The following is an 18,261-nucleotide window of genomic DNA, read 5'->3' on the forward strand; positions in this document are numbered from 1 at the left end:
AATGCAGCGAGAGGCTTCGAGTTCGACGGTAGGATGGCCGACCGTCCTTCTGGCAGGGATCGTGTACGGCGGATGGATGGTCGCGACGGCGTGGCATGCGGCCATTCCGACGCCGTTGCTGGTGCTGATCGGCGGGTGGCTGCTCGCCTGGCAGGGATCACTGCAGCACGAGGTCATTCACGGGCATCCCACGAGGATCCGCTGGATCAACGACGCGATCGGGTTTGCACCGCTGTCGCTGTGGCTGCCCTATCGCCTGTACCGCCGCAGCCATGTCGCGCATCACCACGCGGAGGGCATCACCGACCCGCGACATGACCCCGAGTCCCGCTACCGCGTGCAGGCGCGTGGTTTCGCCGCGGTCCTCGGCCGGCTTCAATCCACGCTTCTCGGTCAGATGGCCTTCGGACCTGCGATCTCGGTCGGCCGGCTCTTCCTGCAAGAGTCCCGCCGACTGGCGCGCGAACCGGCGTGCGTAGCGCGCGACTGGGCGCCGCACCTCGTCGCGGTCGTGCTGGTGCTCTCGTGGCTCGACCATGTCGGTCTTGGCGTCGGCTGTTACGTGCTCTGCTTCGTCTATCCGGGCATGGCACTGACCATGGTGCGCTCCTACGCCGAGCACCGCGCCGATCTTGCGAGCCCCGGCCGCGCCGCCAGCGTCGAGCATGGCGGGCTGCTCGGGCTGCTGTATCTCAACAACAATTTGCATGCCGCACATCACGAGCGGCCGTCGCTCGCCTGGTACGACCTGCCAGCGTACCACCGCCATAATCGAGCCCGGTTCGCGGAGGCGGGGGCACCGATCTATCAGGGGTATGGCGAGATCGTCCGGCGGTTCGCGGTCAGCGCGCATGACGACATGGTCCATCCCCTCCACCGCGAGCCCGTGTCTTGACGGGCCGGATCGCTTCGCTCGGGATGTACGATCACCCCGCGCAGCATGGTGCAAACGATCGGCTGTGGTCCGCCATCGCCGCCGTCCTGCGCGAACGCGGTGTCGCGGAGGTGCCCGATCGGCTCGATCGAACGCGCGACGTCCATGCGATCTGGCGTGATCCGGCGCTGCTGTTCGGTCAGGCCTGTGGCTATCCGTTAATCGCCGATCCGACGCTGGATCTGCGCGTGATCGCGTTCCCGATCTACGCCGGGCGAGAAAGTGGCAGCGTGATCGTGGCGAGGGCGGACGATCCCCGCGGTTCAGTCGCGGCGTTTCGCGGTAGCCGTGCGGCCATCAACGATTGCCAGTCGAACACCGGCATGAACCTGTTCCGCGCGACGATCGCGCCGTTTGCGGGGCAGGGGGCATTCTTCGCCGAGGTGGTCGAAACCGGCGCGCATCGAGCCAGCATCGTCGCGGTCGGGACGGGCAAGGCGGACCTCGCGGCGATCGACCGCGTGACCTATGCGATCATCGCACGGTTCGAGCCGGCGTTGGTGGCGGACCTGAAGATCGTCGCGCCGAGCCCTGCATCGCCGAGCCTGCCGTTCGTGACCGCGGCCGGGACCGACGCCGAGACGGTGGCGGCGTTGCAAAGCGCGCTCGATCATGTTGCCGCCGATCCCGATCTGGCGGCGGTACGCGAGACGCTGTTCCTCGCCGGGATCGTTCCCGCCGAGCCGGACGCGCTGGCGCCGATATTGACGCTGAAAGCCGAGGCCGTCCGGGCCGGCTATCCCACGCTCCGCTGACATGAAGGATAACGCCGTGTCATCAGTATTCGACCCGATCGACCTCGCTACGACGATCGACGAGCTCCGCAGCGCGCGTCGCGCCTGGCGGCAGGAGCAGGACGGCCGACATAGCGTCGCGCGCTTCCCGTCGCTGGACGAGACCGGTCGCGCGCTCGACGATCTCGTCGCGGCGCTGTTCCCTGGGCGGCTCGGCATGTTCGCAGGTCCGGTCGAGCGCGAGGACGCGTTCGTCGAGACGCGGCTGCGACAGGCGCTGGAACGGCTGCAGCGGCAGGTCGAACGCGAATTCGCCTATTGGCAGGAAGAGGCGGTGCTATCGTTCGACGTCAGCCATGCGAGCATGATCATCGGCCTGTTCTGCGCGGAACTGGGGCCGATCCGCGAACTGGTCGACGACGATGTCCGCGCGGCATTCCTCGGCGATCCGGCGGCCCGCAGCGCGGACGAGATCCTGATCTGCTACCCCGGCATCGTCGCGATCCTGTATCACCGGATCGCGCACGCGCTCTACGGCCTCGGCGCGCCGATCGTCGCGCGGATCATCTCCGAACTCGCCAACAACCGCACCGGTATCGACATCCACCCCGGCGCGACGATCGGCCGAAGCTTCTTCATTGATCACGGTACCGGCGTCGTGATCGGCGAGACCGCGATCGTCGGCGATCGGGTGCAGATCTACCAGCACGTCACGCTCGGCGCGCGCAGTCCGCTCGGCGTGACCGACGTGTCGGCGCGCGAACGGCTCGCCCGGCATCCGATCGTCGAGGACGATGTCGTGATCTACGCCGGCGCGACGATCCTCGGCCGCGTGACGATCGGGCAGGGCGCGACGATCGGCGGCAATGTCTGGCTGCTCGAGGACGTTCCCGCCGGCAGCGTGGTCGCGCAGCCAACTGCGGTGATCCTGGCGGGCGATGCCGCCGACCAGTTGCACGAGACGCTGCGGGGTCGAGCCGCATGATGCGCTTTGCCTGCTGTCGTCGGGAGGATGGGCCGCCCAAGCCCGTGATCGGCGTGTTGTGCTGCAACGAAGTGGTCGATCGTCCGATCCAGGCGGTCGCCACCCGCTTCGTCGAGCCGCTGGTGCGCTATGCCGGCGCCACCGTCCTGCTGGTACCAGCGGTGGCGGATGCGATGGACACGCGCGCACTGGCATCGCGGCTCGACGGGCTGTTGTTGACCGGGTCGCGATCGAACGTCGCGGGGGCACGCTACGGCAAGTCCGATGCGGCCGACGATTCGCTCGATCTGGACCGCGATGCTGTGGCGCTCGAACTCGCGGGGCGGATGATCGAGGCGGGGCGGCCGGTGTTCGGTATCTGCCGCGGGTTGCAGGAGCTGAACGTGCTGTTCGGCGGTACGCTGACCGATGCGCTGGACGATGGCCATCACCGATCGACCGACGACGCGACCGCGTACGAGACGCTGTTCGACCATGTCCACGACGTGAGACTTCGATCGGGCGGGATGCTCGCGGCCGCGATCGCCGAGCCCAGCATCTCGGTCACGTCGGTTCACCGCCAGGGTATCGATCGGCTGGGGGAGGGGCTCAGCGTCGAGGCACATGCGGTTTCGGACGGGCTGGTCGAGGCGTTCTCGGCGCGTCCGTGCGGCGGCGACGTGCTGGCGGTGCAATGGCATCCCGAATGGGACGTTGCAGCCAGCGCATCCAGCCGCGCATTCTTTTCACTTATCGGCCAGTCGCTTGGGACCTATCGGGACCGATGACTGCGACCGCTCGTTTGGTTCGCACGGAGATCGTCGCAGAGCGATCCACTAACAGGGACACTATCATGACTGCTTATCGTACCGCGTTGACGCTCGCCGCCTCGACCCTCGCCTTCGCCAGCGCGCAGGCGGCCCGTGCACAGGATGTGCCAGCGCAACCAACGACCGCGCCTGCCACCGATCCTGTTGCGGACCTCGCCGCGGCGCCCGATACGCAGGACGATATCATCGTCACGGGCACCCGCGCGGTTGGTCGGTCGCGGCTCGACAGCGCGTCGCCGGTCGACGTGCTGAGCTCGGCAGCGCTCCAGCGGCAGGGGACGACCGAGCTCGGCGCAGCGCTGTCGGCGATCGCGCCGTCGATCGACTTCCCGCGGCCGTCCGCCGTCGACGGCACCGACGCGATCCGCCCGGCGACGTTGCGCGGCCTTTCGCCCGACCAGACGCTCGTGCTGGTCAACGGCGTGCGTGGCCACACTGCGGCACTGCTGAACGTCGGCGGGTCGGTCGGGCGCGGCTCGGCTGCGGTCGATCTGAACACGATCCCGACGGTTGCGCTCGACCGTATCGAGGTGCTGCGCGACGGGGCGTCCGCACAATATGGCTCGGATGCGATCGCCGGTGTCGTCAACCTGCGGCTACGCGAGGCACGATCGGGCGGTGGCATGACCGTCAATTACGGCTTCTACAACACCGATATCGACACCGCGCGCGGCAGCCGCAGCACGAATGGCGAGCATGCGCTGACCGTGTCCGGCTGGCAGGGCATCGGCTTTGGCGAGGACGGCTTCCTGACCGTTTCGGGCGAGTATCTGGATCGCCAGGCGACCAACCGCGCCGACTTCGACACGCGCGCGCTGGTCAAAATCCCCGGGACGCCGGGTCGTGTGACCGGGCTCTTCGGCGATCCCAAGGTCGAGCAATACAGCATCTTCGCCAACGCCGGCACGACGCTGACCGGCACGTGGAAGCTGTACGGCTGGCTCGGCTATCAGGACCGCGACACGCGCAGCGCGGCCTTTCCGCGATTGCCGTTGCAGTTGGACCCGGTAGCAGTCGCGCGACTGGAGCTGGCAGGGTTGTCCGATGGTTTCCTGCCGCTGATCAATACCAAGTCGCGCGACATTAACTCGGCAATCGGCATCAAGGGCGTGGTCGCCGACTGGAACGTCGACCTGAACGCGAGCTATGGCCGCAACAAGATCGGGTTCCGGACGCTGGATTCCGCGAACTATGCCTATGGCCGCACCACGCAGCGCGACTTCTCCGACGGTGCGCTGATCTACGACCAGTACATCGTCGGGCTCGACGTCGATCGTAAGTTCGATGTGTTGCAGGGCGTCAACGTCGCGTTCGGGCTCGAAGGGCGCCGCGAGGGGTTCAAGATCCAGTCGGGCGAACTTGCATCCTATGGCTATCCCGCCGCTGGGACAGTGACCGGCGCACTGCCGACCGCACCCCCAGGCGCGCAGGGCTTTGGTGGATTCTCCCCGGACAACGCGATCGAGCGGAGCCGTCGCAACGGCAGCGTCTATCTCGATGTCGAAGCGCAGGTGACCGACAAGCTGCTACTTGGCCTTGCTGGTCGGGGTGAAGACTATTCCGATTTCGGCTCGACCGGCACCGGCAAGGTCTCCGCACGCTATGACTTCGCGCGCTGGTTTGCATTGCGTGGAACGGCGTCGACCGGCTTCCGCGCGCCGGCACTACAGCAACAGTATTTCACCTCGGTTGCGACCGTCATTCAAAACGGTAATCCAATCCAGACCGGCACCTATCCATCGGTCAGCCCCATTGCGGCCAGACTCGGAGGCCTTCCGCTGGAGCCCGAGAAGTCAACAAATCTTTCGGTGGGCACGGTAATCCGCGCCGGCAGGTTGGAGCTGACGGTCGATGCCTACCGCATCCGCATCCGAAACCAGATCGGCTTGTCGGAAAACCTTGCCGCCGCGGGTAATCCGCAGGTCGCGGCGCTGCTCGCGCCGTTCAACGTGAGTGCGGCACGCTTCTTCATCAACGGGATCGCTTCGACGACAAAGGGCATCGACGCGGTCGCGCATTACCGCCTGCCGACCGATGCTGCCGGGACGTTCGACCTGACGATCGCCGGTAACGTCAACGACGTGAACGTCACCCGCGTGCCGACATCGACCTCGACGCTCAACCCCGCACCGACGCTGTTCGCCCGCAACCGCATCGAATCGCTGGAGAACGGTACGCCGGGCGAGAAGGTGACCGGGTCGATCGACTGGTCGCTCGACCAGCTCGGCGCACTGGCCCGCGTCACCTATTATGGCGACGTGACTCAACCCGGCACGACGGCGGCCGGCGACGTGCATAGCGGCAAGCAACTGATCACCGATCTCGAACTCCGCTATCAGGCGAAGAAGGGCGCACAGATCGGGCTTGGCGTCAGCAACCTGTTCGACGTCTACCCCGATGCGACGAGCATCGCGAACAACCCGACCGGGGTGATCGGCTACCCCTATTACTCGCCGTTCGGGTTCAACGGCCGCTACGTCTACGCCCGTGCAGGCCTGAGCTGGTGATTAAATCATAGTCGCACGATAGGGTATTGCGTTCGGCCGCATCGCTGGGTAGCTTTCGGTTCCAGGATCGATTTCGCACATTGCGGTCGTAATTCTGCACTAGTCATCACGGAGACCATTCGATGAAGAAGATCACGATCGTGCCAATGATTGCAGTCCTGGCACTTGGCCTCGCCGCCTGCACCAAGCCCGCAGCGACCGAGAACGTTACCGACATTCAGTCGAACACGGTCGTCGAAGAATCGGATGCGAATCTTTCCGCGGTAGACGGTATCGAAACGAGCAACTCGACGGACCTTGAGAACTCGGTCGATTCGAATTCGAGCGGCAACTCGCTCTGATCACGACTTGAAAATGTAACAGATGGCTTGGTTCGGTAATCGAACCATCTGTTCGAAGACTTGAAAGGCGACGCACTTCCCATTTTAGGGAATGCGTCGCCTTTCGTATTTCGAGCGATCGAAGTACGTTTTCGAGCCGATGCATTTCGGCGCAATTAATACTCTACTCACCGATGGTGGTGAATAACTCTATTCCTATTTGATAAGTGGGTATTACAACGGGACAACGTCAAGGCGAAGTGAAGCTCCCTAGACGGAACCTCGTGGTCCAGCGGATCCCCTCTGCTGGGCCACCATTTTTGAGCGCGAGGTTTGGAAGACTTGGCGGCGTGCCGGCATCTGGCAGGGACCGTACTCTCGAGTATTCGCTATTCGTCAGCGCGTCTTCGGTACCGCGTTGGATCGACGTCCGCGCCAATAGCGGATCGCGGTCATCACCACCGCAACGACGACTGCGAGGATCGCAACGCCCGCCAACTTATGCTTCGGCATGATGCTGTGGACCGCGTCGAGCAGCGTATCCCCGAACAGATAGCCTATGCCGGTGAACATCACGCCCCAGACCACCGCAGAGATCGCGTTGAGCATCATGAACGTGCGCGCGGGGACGTGCGACGTGCCGATAGCTATAGGGCTGATCGTGCGCAGGCCGTAGAGAAAGCGGAAGCCTAGGATGAAGACCGTCGGGTGACGTTCCAGCGTGTCGAGTGCCTTGGCGAACGCCGGCTTGGCGGCGATCTTGCGGACGCGGGCGGTGTCGCGGTAGCGGCGCCCGGCGAGGAAGAAGAGCTGGTCCGCGGCGAACGATCCCGCGACTGCCGCGGCGGCACTACCCCAGAGCGGCAGCAGGTTCTGATGCGCCAGCACGCCGCCGGTCACGACTGCGGTTTCGCCTTCGAGCCCCGCACCCAGGAATATCGCGGCGAGGCCGTATTGGGCGATGAGCGTTTCGATCGACATCGCTCGCCCTTGCCGCAGCGCGGAGTTCTCCGCCAGTATCATTTATCCGCCTCGCTACAGGCGGTTATCGACGTCGATGCGGGCTGCTAGCGACCGAGATAGTCCATCTTGCCGATCGGTACGCCGCGCATCCGCAACAGCGCGTAGGCGGTCGTGATGTGGAAATAGAAATTGGGCAGCACGAACCCGAGGACATAGCTCTGCCCCGTGAAGTCCAACGTCCGGCTGGGCGTGACGATCGTGACGACAGCGTCTTCCTTGCCGTCGATCGCGTCGCGCGGGACGCCATCCAGGAACGCAACCGTTGCGGCGATGCGCTGCTGGAGCGCTGCGAAACTCGTCTCGTCGTCGGCCATCGCTACCGTCGGAACGCCACCGAGCCTAACCATCGCGCCCTTGGCCGTATCGCTCGCCCGCTGGACCTGCGCGGTCAGTGGCGCCATGTCGTCGATCAGGCGCGTGCCGAGCATATCCGCCTCGGCGATGCCGTGCTCCTGTGCATAGGCTTCGCCCGTCTTGAGGATCGCCGAAAGACTGGCGAAACCGCGGCGAAACGCGGGGACGGTGAGGTCATAGAGCTGGGTCATGGACGCAGGCGTAGGCGCGCAATCACGTCCGGTCGAGGAGGAACGCGGCAAGCTGGTTCCAGGCGGGCTGCTTTGCCGCGAGACCGATCGTATGTAGCGGACTGCTGGAGGGAAGCGCGACGACGCTCGGTCCAGCATAGTTTGGTCCGAGCAGCTTCAGACCCTGCTTGAGCGCGGTGCCGCCGTTGAAGGCGATCGCACGAAGCTTAGGCAGTCGGGCGATGAGTGCCACGATGTCGTTGCCTTCGACGTCGACGATTGCCGCATCGCTGCTTCCCGCTCGCCGCGCCGAGCCTATTACGTCCCACAGCGCCACGCCTCGCGCACGCAACGCCGCCAGTCGATCCTCATAGTCGAGCGTGACGAGATCGCAGCCCACGACCGGCGACATCAGCTGCCAGAACTGGTTCTGCGGATGCGCATAATAACGCTGCGCGGCTAGCGAGCGGTCGCCCGGCAGGCTGCCCAGAACCAGAACACGCGCTTCGAAATCGAAAATCGGCGGAAACGAGTGCTTGAGCGACATTAAGTTCCTCGGAGTGGCGCGACCGTAAGGCTATGCGATACGCCGGTTATAACCTAGAACGAGACCATATGGTCGCACCATGCGCGGTACGATCACAGGAAGGACTGCCACTTGGCACTGAACGGACAACTACCGGCGCTCGCACGAACCGGTATCGACGGGCTCGACGACATTCTGAATGGGGGGCTGACGCCGGATCGGATGTACCTGGTCGAGGGTACGCCTGGCACGGGCAAGACGACGCTGGGGCTCGGCTTCCTGCTCACGGGCGCATCGGTCGGCGAGGCAGGGCTGTACATCACGCTGGCCGAGACCGAAGTCGAGTTGCGCGCGGTGGCGCAGACGCACGGCTGGTCGCTGGATCCCCTGACGCTGTTCGAGATGGTGCCGGCCGACGGCTTCGGTGAAGATCACGAACAGACGTTGCTCCACCCGAGCGAGGTTGAGCTCGGCGAGACGATCCGCGACGTGATGGCGAAGGTCGACGAGCTTCGCCCGAAGCGCGTGGTGATCGACAGCCTGTCCGAACTGCGACTGCTGGCGCAGAGCCCGATCCGCTATCGCCGCCAGATCCTCGCGCTCAAGCACTTCTTCTCGACGCGGGCCTGCACCGTGCTGTTCCTCGACGACAAGAGCGGGTCGGGCAGCGACCTCCAGTTGCACAGCATCGCGCACGGCGTGATCTCGCTCGAGCAAACCTTGTCGGGATTCGGTGCGCAACGTCGTCGCGTGCACGTCGTGAAGATGCGCGGCGTACGGTATCGCGGTGGCTATCACGACTTCGAGATCGAACGCGGCGGGTTGTGCGTGTATCCGCGCCTGATCGCGTCCGAACACGTCATGAAATATTCGGACGATGCCGTATCGACCGGGTCGACCGAACTCGACACGTTGCTGGGCGGTGGCCTCATCCCCGGCACCGCGACGCTGCTGACCGGGCCGGCCGGTGTCGGCAAGACGACGGCGTCGGTGCAGTCGATGATCGCAGCACTGAAGCGTGGCGAACGGGCTGCGTATTTCCTGTTCGATGAGCGCTTGCCGACCTTGCTGAAGCGCAGCGCGTCGCTTGGTATGGACCTGATGCCGTTCGTCGAGAATGGGCAGCTCGAACTACGCGCGATCGATCCGGCCGAGATGTCGCCGGGCGAGTTCTCCGGCGCGGTACGGGCGGCAGTCGAACAGCACGGCGCCAAGATCGTCGTGATCGACAGCCTGAACGCCTACCTCCAGGCGATGCCGAACGAGCAGTTCCTGATCCTCCAGATGCACGAGATGCTGACGTATCTCGGCCAGAAGGGCATCGTCAGCCTGCTGATCCTCGGCCTGCACGGGATTACCGGCGACGTTCGCTCGGATGTCGACCTCAGTTATCTGTCCGATACGATCGTCCAGCTCCGCTATTTCGAGGCGCATGGCGAGGTGCGGCAGGCGATTTCGGTCATCAAGACGCGTACCGCACGGCACGAACGCACGATCCGGGAGTTTCAGATCGGTAGCAACGGATTGCTGGTCGGCGAGCCCCTTCGCGAATTCCAGGGCGTGCTGACGGGTGTTCCGACATTCTCGGGCGAAGGAAAGACGTTGATGGCCAGCCGGATGGGGATCCAGGATATTCGCGGCTGATATGGACGATCGCGTCCTGATCCTGGCGCCGCGCGGGCGCGATGCGGCGATCGCGTCCGATCTGCTTGGCCGCAACGACATCGTCGCCTTCGTCTGTCGCGACCAGGCCGAGCTGCTCGTCGAATTGGCAAAGGGGGCCGGGGCAGTCATGCTGACCGAGGAAGCCCTGATCACGGAGGAGGTCGCGTCGCTCGCGGGATGGGTCGCGGCGCAACCCAATTGGGCCGATATCCAGTTCGTCGTACTGGCGAACGGGACGCGGACGCCGCGCAGCGCGCGCGCCACGCAGCGGCTTGCCGATCTCGGCAATGTCCTGTTGCTCGAACGACCGCTGCACGCCGAGGCGATGCTGGGCGCGATCCGGTCGGCGCTGACAGCGCGGCGGCGGCAGTATGAGTTGCGCGATGTCGCGGTGACGCTCGAACGCGCGGTGCTCGACCGGACCAGCGAATTGCGATCGGCCCGCGAGAGCCTGGAGATCGCGCTCGAAGCTGCCGGCATGGGAAGCTGGGACATCGACCTGACGACCGGCGAATCCCGGCGGACGCTGCGGCACGATGCGATCTATGGCTATCCTGAGGGCCGGCCCGACTGGACCATGGAAACGTTCCTGAGCCATATCGACGTGAAGCAACGCGGTATCGTCACGCGCGCGATGACCGAGGCGGCACGGACCGGTGTGATCGACGTCGAGTACCGCATCGATGCGGCCGACGGTGCGTCACGGTGGCTCGTCGCCAAGGGGCGCGTCCAGTATGACGATGCCGGCAAGGCCGCGCGGATGACCGGCGTGGTCTCCGACGTCACCGATCGCAAGGAAGCCGACGCGCAACTCGCGCAGGCGCAGAAGATGGACGCGATCGGCCAGCTGACCGGCGGTGTCGCGCACGATTTCAACAATCTCCTGACGCCGATCGTCGGCAGCCTCGACCTGCTCCGCCGGCGGCACAAGGACGACGAGCGTACGCAGCGGATGATCGGCGGCGCGTTGCAGGCGGCGGAGCGGGCGGCGACGTTGACGCAGCGGTTGTTGGCGTTCGCCCGGCGGCAGGCTCTCCAGCCACGCGCCGTCGATATCGGCGCGCTGATCGACGGGTTGGTCGACCTGATGCGACGCTCGCTCGGGCCGTCGATCGCAGTGACGCTTGAGATTCCGCGACATTTGTCATCGGCGCGCGTCGATCCCAATCAGCTCGAACTCGCACTGCTCAATCTCGCGATCAACGCGCGCGATGCGATGCCGGGCGGTGGCAAGCTTACCCTGACGGTCAGCGAAGTCGTCGTCGACGATCGCAACATGGTCGGCCTTGCGCCAGACCGCTATGTCCGGATCGCGGCGATCGATACCGGCGTCGGCATGGACCGCGCCACGCTCGCCCGCGCGACCGAACCGTTCTTCTCCACCAAGGGCGTCGGCAAGGGCACCGGGCTCGGGCTCTCGATGGTCCACGGCCTCGCCGCGCAATCGGGCGGCACGCTTCGCCTGACGAGCGAACCGGGTTCCGGCACGACCGTCGAGCTATGGCTGCCGGCAACCGAGGAAGCGGCGACCGAGACGGTCGAGAACACCACCGAGCCCGTCATCGCGCGGCGTGCGGCCAAGGTGTTGCTTGTTGACGACGAGGACCTGGTACGCGCGGCGACTGCCGACATGCTGCGCGACATCGGGTACGTCGTGGTCGAGGTCCCCTCTGCCAGTCAGGCGCTGTCGGCAATCCGATCCGGCGTAGATGCGGACATCCTCGTCAGCGATTATCTGATGCCGGGGATGACAGGTGGGCAACTCATCACCGAACTCTGGTCATCGGGCAATCGCATCCCGGCGCTGCTGGTGACCGGCTATGCCGCCGCGGGCGAGGACGTGCCCGAGGGCGTCACCCGTTTGTCGAAGCCGTTCCGCCAGACCGATCTCGCCGCGCGGGTCGACGAACTGCTGCGCCAGTCGCCGCCCGGCCGCCCCAAGCTGCGCGCGGTAGAGTGAGATAGGACCGGGCAAATACCGCCCGGTCCTATCTCCTTCGGGGTTTCAGAAGCCCTTCTTCAACGAGACGAAGAACTGACGTGGTGCGCCGGCCAGCAGCGTCTGGTTGTCGCCGCTGGCCGTGAAGCCGTTCGACCCGATCGTCGAAATGTACTTCTTGTTGGTCAGGTTGGTGACGTTGCCCTCGATCGCCACGCCGTGCAGCGCGCCATCGCCCTCGAAGCGGTAGCCGATGCTGGCGTCGACCAGCACGCGGCTCGGCACCGACTGGTCGTTGAGGTAGGTGAAGTAGCGCTTGCTCATGTAATCCGCGCCGACCCGGCCGGTGAAGCCCGATTGTTCGAGCACGATCTCGCCCTTGACCATGTGCTTGGGCGTATCGACGACGGTGTCGCCCTTGCGGACCTGGACCGAGCCAGACGCGTCGGTGACCGTGTCCTGATATTCCGCGTTGGTGTAGGAATAGCTCGCGAACAGCGAGAGCGGGCGGAACACGCGGTAATTGGCGGAGACTTCGGCGCCGTACGTGCGCACGCTGCCCGCGTTGTTGAGTGTCGGGGCGTTGCCGAGGATGCCGACGCCGTTCGCAAAGGCCAGCAGGCGGTTCGAGAAGTCGACATAATAGCCGACCGCCGAGGCCTGGAATGGTCCGCTGTGGAGACGAACGCCGCCCTCAGCGGTCTTCGAGCGCTCGGGCTTGAGGCGACCGCGGACGGCGTTGAAGCCGGCCTGCGTCGCCGCGAACGGTCCGGTGGTCGCCGACGAAACGAACGCGCGCATGTTCTCGGTATAGTCCGCGAACACTTCCGCCGCCGGGGTCAGCTTGAACAATATGCCGGCCTGAGGCTGGAACCAGTCCTTGGCCGAGATACGGCCGACGGAGAGGGGCGATGTCGTATCGGGCAGCATCGTCGCGCTGTTGACGACATAGGCGCCCTTCCACCCGGCGTTGACGATCAACCGGTCGCCCACCAGCTTCAGCGTATCTTCGACATGATATTGCATCGTGTCGGTGCCGTATTTGCCGTCCCACTGCGTCGCGTAGGAATTCTTCTGGAACTTCAGCACGTCGCGGTTGGGCGTAGCGCTGTCGGTCATGCCGTAGAAGCGCCGCGCCTGCGTGAACGTGTTGGTCTCGAGCCAGCCACCGATCTCGAAGGTGTTCGCGCCCGTCTCATAGGCGATGTTGCTGAGCGCACCGCCGCGCTTGATGCTGTATTCGGTCGTGCGGAAGCCGAGCGGGCTGGGCGCGGTGATCGCGCTGCCGTCCTGGTTCAGCGCACCCGCCGGGGTCGGCGAATAGGGCGTGATCCACGACCCCTGACCCTTGTTGTTGTGATAGTAACCGGTCGTGGTCATCGTCAGCTCGGGCGTCAGGTTCGCGTCTAGCGTAACGCCGCCCAGATAATCGCGCCGGACGCCACCTGCATCGAAATACGCATCGTCGACCGTCCCGAACCCGGTCGGGAAGGTCGTGCCGGTGCCGGCCCACGGCGCGACGAAGCCGACCGACGAACCGTTGTTCGCCTTGGTATAGGTCGCGAGCGCGCCCTGGTTCTGGTAGGTTTTCGCGATCTGCAGCGCGAGCGGATAGTTGTCGGCGATGTTGTCGTTACGCAGGCCGCGACGACGGATGATGTCGTAGCTGAGATCCTGGTAATCCTGCTCGCGACGATCGGAGAAGTTCACGAACGCGGACAGGCTGCCGAAGCTGCCCAGATCCTTGACGATCTTGCCGTTCGCCTGGTGCTGGCGCTGGACGCCGTCGCCTTTCCACTTGTCTGTGGTGAGATAGCCATAGCTCAGATAGCCCTTCAGCCCACCACCGAGATCGCCGCTGTCGATACGCGCATAACCGCGGTACGTGTTGTCCGAGCCATAGGTCCCACCGCCAGTGACGTTGGCGGTGTCGCGCGGCTTGTCGCTGAAGAACTGAATCGTGCCGCCGAGATTGCTGGTCGATGCGGTGCCGAGCGCGCCGGCGCCCTGTGCGACTTCGGTGCGGGCGACGTTCTCGGAGATGATCGCACGGCTGATGTGCAGGCCGTTGACGTTGCCGTAGCTCATGTCGCCGAGCGGCACGCCGTCGAGCGTGAAGCCGAGCTGGTTCTGGTTGAACCCGCGCAGCGAAATCCGGACCGCCCATTCATACGCGCCGAACGGGTCGGACGCCTGGAAATTGACGCCGGGAAGCTTCTCGATCGCTTTCAACGGGCTCGAACCGGGGGTGAGGCGCGCGAGATCGACGGCGCTAACGCTCTGCACCTGGCGGCTCTGGCCGAAGCCGAGCACGACGATGTCGGACGACGTCTCGGGTGCCGGATCGGCTTGGACTTCTGCCTGCGCAGCTACCGGGGTTTCCGGTGCGGCCTGGGCAAACGCGGCAGGCGTGGCGAGCGCCGCGAGTGCGACACCGGCGAAAAGCGACGATATGGTCTGCATGATGTCCCCTGAAGCGCGACGGCGCTCAGCGGCCCTTTGCCGATCGCCGTGACGCGTCGGCGACAGATCGAAGACGAATTCGAGACGGTCGGCGATATTGTCACGGTAGTGACCCGAATGCCTCGCCCAACGCGACGACTGACCTTCCGCTCCCAACGGGGGAGGGAAGGGCCCCGCGGCTACTTAGCCGTGGGAACGGTGAGGGCACTTATGATAATCATGCCTGCATTCACCCCCGCATCATACGCGCGATCGTCTTCGCCGCCGCCGCACCATAAGGCGGCTTGAGCCCGGCAAGCTTGGCCACATCGAGCTTCGATTGCTTGTAGACAGCCCGCGCATGGCTGAACGTCCGGAAGCCGTCGATGCCGTGATACGCGCCCATCCCCGACGGCCCGCTGCCGCCGAAGGGAAGGTCCTCCATCGAGACGTGGAAGATCACGTCGTCGAGCGTCACGCCGCCCGAAATCGTCCGGTCCATCACGCGGCGGCGCTCGGTGTCGTCGGTGCCGAAATAATAGAGCGCGAGCGGCCGGTCGCGGCGGTTCACCTGCGCGATCGCGTCGTCGATCCCGTCGTAGCGGCGGATCGGCAGGACCGGGCCGAAGATTTCCTCCTGCATCACGATCATGTCGTCGGTCGCGTCGCGAACGATGTGCAGCGGCATCTTCCGCGAATTGGCGGCGCCGAAATCCTCGTTGGCGGGGTTCACGACCTCGACCGTCGCGCCCTTCGCACGGGCGTCGGCGATCCAGTCGGTAAGCCGCTGGTGGTGGCGATCGTTGACCACCGACGTGTAATCGGCGTTGGCGAGCAGCGTCGGGTACATCGCACTGGCCGCCGCCTTGATGCCGTCGACGACCTGCGCCTCGTTTGCGGAGGGCACGAGGAGGTAATCCGGCGCGAGGCAGATCTGACCGGCGTTCATCATCTTGCCGAGCGTCACGCGTTCGGTCGCCCGCGCGATATCCGCCGATGCGCCGAGAATGACGGGCGACTTGCCGCCAAGTTCGAGCGTGACCGGCGTCAGGTTGTCGGCGGCGGCGTGAAGGATGTAGCGACCGATCGCAGTCGCGCCGGTGAAGATCAGGTGGTCGAACGGCAGCGCGGCGAACGTCTTCCCGACATCCGCGCCGCCCGAGATGACGGCGAATTCGTCCTGCGCAAAATACTTCGGCACGAGGTCGTCGAACAGCGCGGCCGTCGCGGGCGTGTACTCGCTCGTCTTCGCCATCGCGCGATTGCCCGCGGCGAGCACGCCCGCGAGTGGCGCCATCAGCAAGTTCACCGGAAAATTCCACGGCGCGATGATGCCGATAACACCCTTGGGCTGATATTCGACCCAAGCCCTCGCGCCGAGTAGCCCCAGTGGAAACTGAACCGCGCGCCGCTCCCGCCGCATCCAGCGATCGAGATGCTTCGCGGCATGCGCGATCGGCGCGAGCGATGCACCGATGTCGGTGATCATCGTCTGCTCGCGGCTGCGATGCCCGAAATCCCCCGATACCGCGTCGCAGAACGCCGCAGCATTGTCCCGCACCATCGCCGCCGCGCGCTTGAGCCGGTCGAGGCGCACCGCCCTGGTGACGGGAAGCTCCGCCATGAACGCATCGCGCTGGCCGGCAAGAATAGTCTGCATATCGGTCATTGGCGGTCCTTCAGGGCACGAGCACGATCTTGCCGACATGCGTTGCGGCGGCCATGGCGGCAAACGCGTCCCGCCATTCGGCAAGGGGATATATGGCATGGACGCGGGGGCGGAGGCGACCTTCGCCTGCCATCGCCCATATCGCATCGAGGTTCTCGGTGCCGAGCCGTGGGAAGCGGCGGGCATATTCGCCGGCGCGGACGCCGATGACGGAAAAGCCCTTCATCAACCCGATGTTGGTCGGCAGCGTCGCGATCCGGCCCGAGACGAACCCGACGACCATCAGGCGTCCGCCGAATGCGATGCAGCGGGTCGACTCGTCGAACACGTCACCGCCCACGGGATCAAAGACGATATCCGCGCCCCCGCCGGTCAGGTCGCGCACCGCGTCGCGAAAGCCCGGTGTGGGCAAGGTGACGGCGGGCGCGTACGTATCGGCAACGACCTGCAACTTCTCGAACGAGCGCGACGTGGCGATCACGCGCGCCCCCAGGGCTTGCGCGAGATCGACCGCGGCAAGCCCGACCCCGCCGGTAGCACCGTGGACCAAAACCCAGTCGTCGGTCGCAAGTGCGCCCAGACGGACGAGCGCCACATAAGCAGTCAGGTAGGCGACGCCGATCGAGGCTGCCGTCGCATAGTCGAGACGCGGGGGAATGGCGCGGGCGGCACTGGCATCGCACGCGACGATCTCGGCGAACGCGGCGAGCCGCGTGCCGCACACCACCCGGTCACCGGCGGCGAAACCGCTAGCTGCATCGGCCTCGATCACGTCGCCCGCGACTTCCATGCCCGGCACGAACGGGAGCGGCGGTTTCAGCTGATATTCGCCGCGCGTCATCAGTAGGTCCGGATAGTTGAGCGATGCCGCACGCATCCGCACAAGCAACTGGCCCGGCGACCGCTTCGGCTCGGGTATGTCGTCGAGCGCCACGCCCGACAGGTCCGCCGACAAAGCCGAGACGCGTACCGCTCTCACGCGCCGACCGGCAGGTCCCGGAACGCCTGATCCTTGTCGACGCGAATTTCACCAGGCAGGCCGAGCACGCGTTCGGCGATGATGTTCTTCAGGATCTCGTCGGTGCCGCCAGCGATCCGCAAACCCGGCGCCCACATCGTCGCGGCGTGGAACGCGCCTTTGAGCGGGGTCAGCGTGGGGTCGGATATGATGCCGTATTGATCGCCCGCCTCGACGGCGGTGTTGCCGATCGCTTGCAACTGGTTGGCGGCGACGATCTTGCCGATCGAGCTTTCGGGGCCGGGCACTTGCCCTTTCGACAGCGCGGTGATCGTCCGCATCCGGGTGTTGCGCAAGCCCTCCGATTGCACCCACCAGTCGGCGAGCGTCTGACGGAACGCCGCATCCTTCAGCAGCGGGCCGTCTGCGCCGTTGGCCTGGGCTGCGAAGGCGAGGATATCCTCGGGCCCGACACCGCCGCTCGTCCCGATCGCGAGGCGCTCGTTCATCAGCGTGAACAGCGCGACCTTCCAGCCGCCGTCTACGGGACCGAGGCGCTGCGCGTCGGAAAGCCGGACGTCCTCGAACCAGACTTCGTTGAAGCTCGACCCGCCAGACATCTGGTGGATCGGGCGGATCTCGATCCCCGGTGCGTTCAGGTCGAGCCAGAACATCGTCAGGCCCTGGTGCTTGGGCACGTCGGGGTTGGTGCGGACTAGAACGATCCCGTAGTCGCTGAAATGCGCGCCCGAGGTCCAGACCTTCTGGCCGTTGATGACCCAGTCGTCGCCGTCGCGGACGGCGCGCGTCCGGATCGCGGCGACGTCGGAGCCGCCGGCGGGTTCGGAGAATAGCTGCGACCAGATCTCGTCGCCGCGGACCGCGGGGCCGACGAAGCGGTGCTTGGTCGCGTCGTCGGCGTAGGCCATCACGGTCGGCACGCACATACCGAGCCCGATCGTGAAATAGCTGCCATCGACTGCGTGGCGCGCTTCTTCTTGCCCGAAGATGACGCTTTCGATCGGGGTCCCGCCACCGCCACCCCATTCCTGCGGCCAGGTGATGCAGGCATAGCCACCGGCCGCCTTGCGTGCCTGCCACGCCTTCGCCTTGGCCATGTCGTCGGGGTAGTGGCCGGCGTCATGCTCGGCGATGTTGGTGTCGAGCCAGTCGCGCGCGGCGGCGCGATAAGTGGCTTCGGCGTCGCTGTCCTTGAAGTCCATTGC

15 protein-coding genes are annotated in these 18,261 nt (G+C 65.5%); 8 read left to right on the plus strand and 7 right to left on the minus strand.

Annotated features, from left to right (window positions below; translation table 11 throughout):
* Position 1 precedes the first annotated feature (1 nt).
* The 6 genes from AC1MH0_RS02140 to AC1MH0_RS02165 all read left to right on the plus strand — a co-directional run bounded on the left by AC1MH0_RS02140 (position 2) and on the right by AC1MH0_RS02165 (position 6,310).
* Positions 2–895: a fatty acid desaturase gene (locus AC1MH0_RS02140; RefSeq protein WP_480964504.1), complete on the plus strand. Its 894-nt coding sequence runs from the start codon at positions 2–4 to the stop codon at positions 893–895.
* Positions 892–1,689, plus strand: a complete 798-nt coding sequence (locus tag AC1MH0_RS02145) for a phosphate/phosphite/phosphonate ABC transporter substrate-binding protein (RefSeq protein ID WP_480964505.1) — start codon at positions 892–894, stop codon at positions 1,687–1,689. Before AC1MH0_RS02140 ends, AC1MH0_RS02145 begins: the two co-directional genes overlap by 4 nt.
* Before the next feature lies 1 nt (position 1,690).
* A complete protein-coding gene (epsC, locus tag AC1MH0_RS02150) occupies positions 1,691–2,653 on the plus strand; it encodes a serine O-acetyltransferase EpsC (RefSeq protein WP_480964506.1) in 963 nt (320 codons plus the stop codon).
* Positions 2,650–3,420 carry a gamma-glutamyl-gamma-aminobutyrate hydrolase family protein gene (locus AC1MH0_RS02155; protein ID WP_480964507.1) on the plus strand — a complete coding sequence of 257 codons (771 nt, stop codon included), beginning with the start codon at positions 2,650–2,652 and terminating at the stop codon, positions 3,418–3,420. The genes epsC and AC1MH0_RS02155 overlap by 4 nt, the downstream gene beginning before the upstream one ends.
* A gap of 65 nt (positions 3,421–3,485) precedes the next feature.
* Entirely contained in the window at positions 3,486–5,969 is a 2,484-nt protein-coding gene (locus AC1MH0_RS02160; protein WP_480964508.1) for a TonB-dependent receptor plug domain-containing protein, read from the plus strand.
* Between the two features lie 122 nt (positions 5,970–6,091).
* Positions 6,092–6,310, plus strand: a complete 219-nt coding sequence (locus AC1MH0_RS02165) for a hypothetical protein (RefSeq protein WP_480964509.1) — start codon at positions 6,092–6,094, stop codon at positions 6,308–6,310.
* A gap of 375 nt (positions 6,311–6,685) precedes the next feature.
* Here the strand turns inward: AC1MH0_RS02165 and AC1MH0_RS02170 are convergent, their stop codons facing one another.
* From AC1MH0_RS02170 to AC1MH0_RS02180, 3 genes are read right to left on the minus strand one after another with little or no spacing between them, the layout of a single operon-like run.
* On the minus strand, positions 6,686–7,312 hold the full coding sequence (locus AC1MH0_RS02170) for a DedA family protein (RefSeq protein WP_480964510.1): 627 nt from the start codon (positions 7,310–7,312) through the stop codon (positions 6,686–6,688).
* 44 nt (positions 7,313–7,356) lie between these two features.
* Complete coding sequence (locus AC1MH0_RS02175) at positions 7,357–7,857, minus strand: DUF1993 domain-containing protein (RefSeq protein WP_480964511.1); 501 nt, start codon at positions 7,855–7,857, stop codon at positions 7,357–7,359.
* 22 nt (positions 7,858–7,879) lie between these two features.
* Complete coding sequence (locus AC1MH0_RS02180) at positions 7,880–8,383, minus strand: DNA-deoxyinosine glycosylase (RefSeq protein ID WP_480964512.1); 504 nt, start codon at positions 8,381–8,383, stop codon at positions 7,880–7,882.
* A gap of 111 nt (positions 8,384–8,494) precedes the next feature.
* Between AC1MH0_RS02180 and AC1MH0_RS02185 the strand changes: the two genes are divergently transcribed.
* Positions 8,495–10,006: an ATPase domain-containing protein gene (locus AC1MH0_RS02185; RefSeq protein WP_480964513.1), complete on the plus strand. Its 1,512-nt coding sequence runs from the start codon at positions 8,495–8,497 to the stop codon at positions 10,004–10,006.
* 1 nt (position 10,007) lies between these two features.
* Positions 10,008–11,987: an ATP-binding protein gene (locus tag AC1MH0_RS02190; protein ID WP_480964514.1), complete on the plus strand. Its 1,980-nt coding sequence runs from the start codon at positions 10,008–10,010 to the stop codon at positions 11,985–11,987.
* A gap of 45 nt (positions 11,988–12,032) precedes the next feature.
* Here AC1MH0_RS02190 and AC1MH0_RS02195 read toward each other — a convergent pair whose 3' ends face one another.
* The 4 genes from AC1MH0_RS02195 to AC1MH0_RS02210 form a co-directional block, all read right to left on the minus strand.
* Positions 12,033–14,429, minus strand: a complete 2,397-nt coding sequence (locus AC1MH0_RS02195; RefSeq protein ID WP_480964515.1) for a TonB-dependent receptor — start codon at positions 14,427–14,429, stop codon at positions 12,033–12,035.
* 229 nt (positions 14,430–14,658) lie between these two features.
* On the minus strand, positions 14,659–16,068 hold the full coding sequence (locus AC1MH0_RS02200; protein ID WP_480965808.1) for a coniferyl aldehyde dehydrogenase: 1,410 nt from the start codon (positions 16,066–16,068) through the stop codon (positions 14,659–14,661).
* 19 nt (positions 16,069–16,087) lie between these two features.
* Positions 16,088–17,056 carry an NADPH:quinone oxidoreductase family protein gene (locus AC1MH0_RS02205; RefSeq protein WP_480964516.1) on the minus strand — a complete coding sequence of 323 codons (969 nt, stop codon included), beginning with the start codon at positions 17,054–17,056 and terminating at the stop codon, positions 16,088–16,090.
* Complete coding sequence (locus tag AC1MH0_RS02210) at positions 17,053–18,258, minus strand: acyl-CoA dehydrogenase family protein (protein WP_480964517.1); 1,206 nt, start codon at positions 18,256–18,258, stop codon at positions 17,053–17,055. The genes AC1MH0_RS02205 and AC1MH0_RS02210 overlap by 4 nt, the downstream gene beginning before the upstream one ends.
* Positions 18,259–18,261 lie beyond the last annotated feature (3 nt).

This window comes from Sphingomonas sp. AP28, assembly GCF_056680455.1.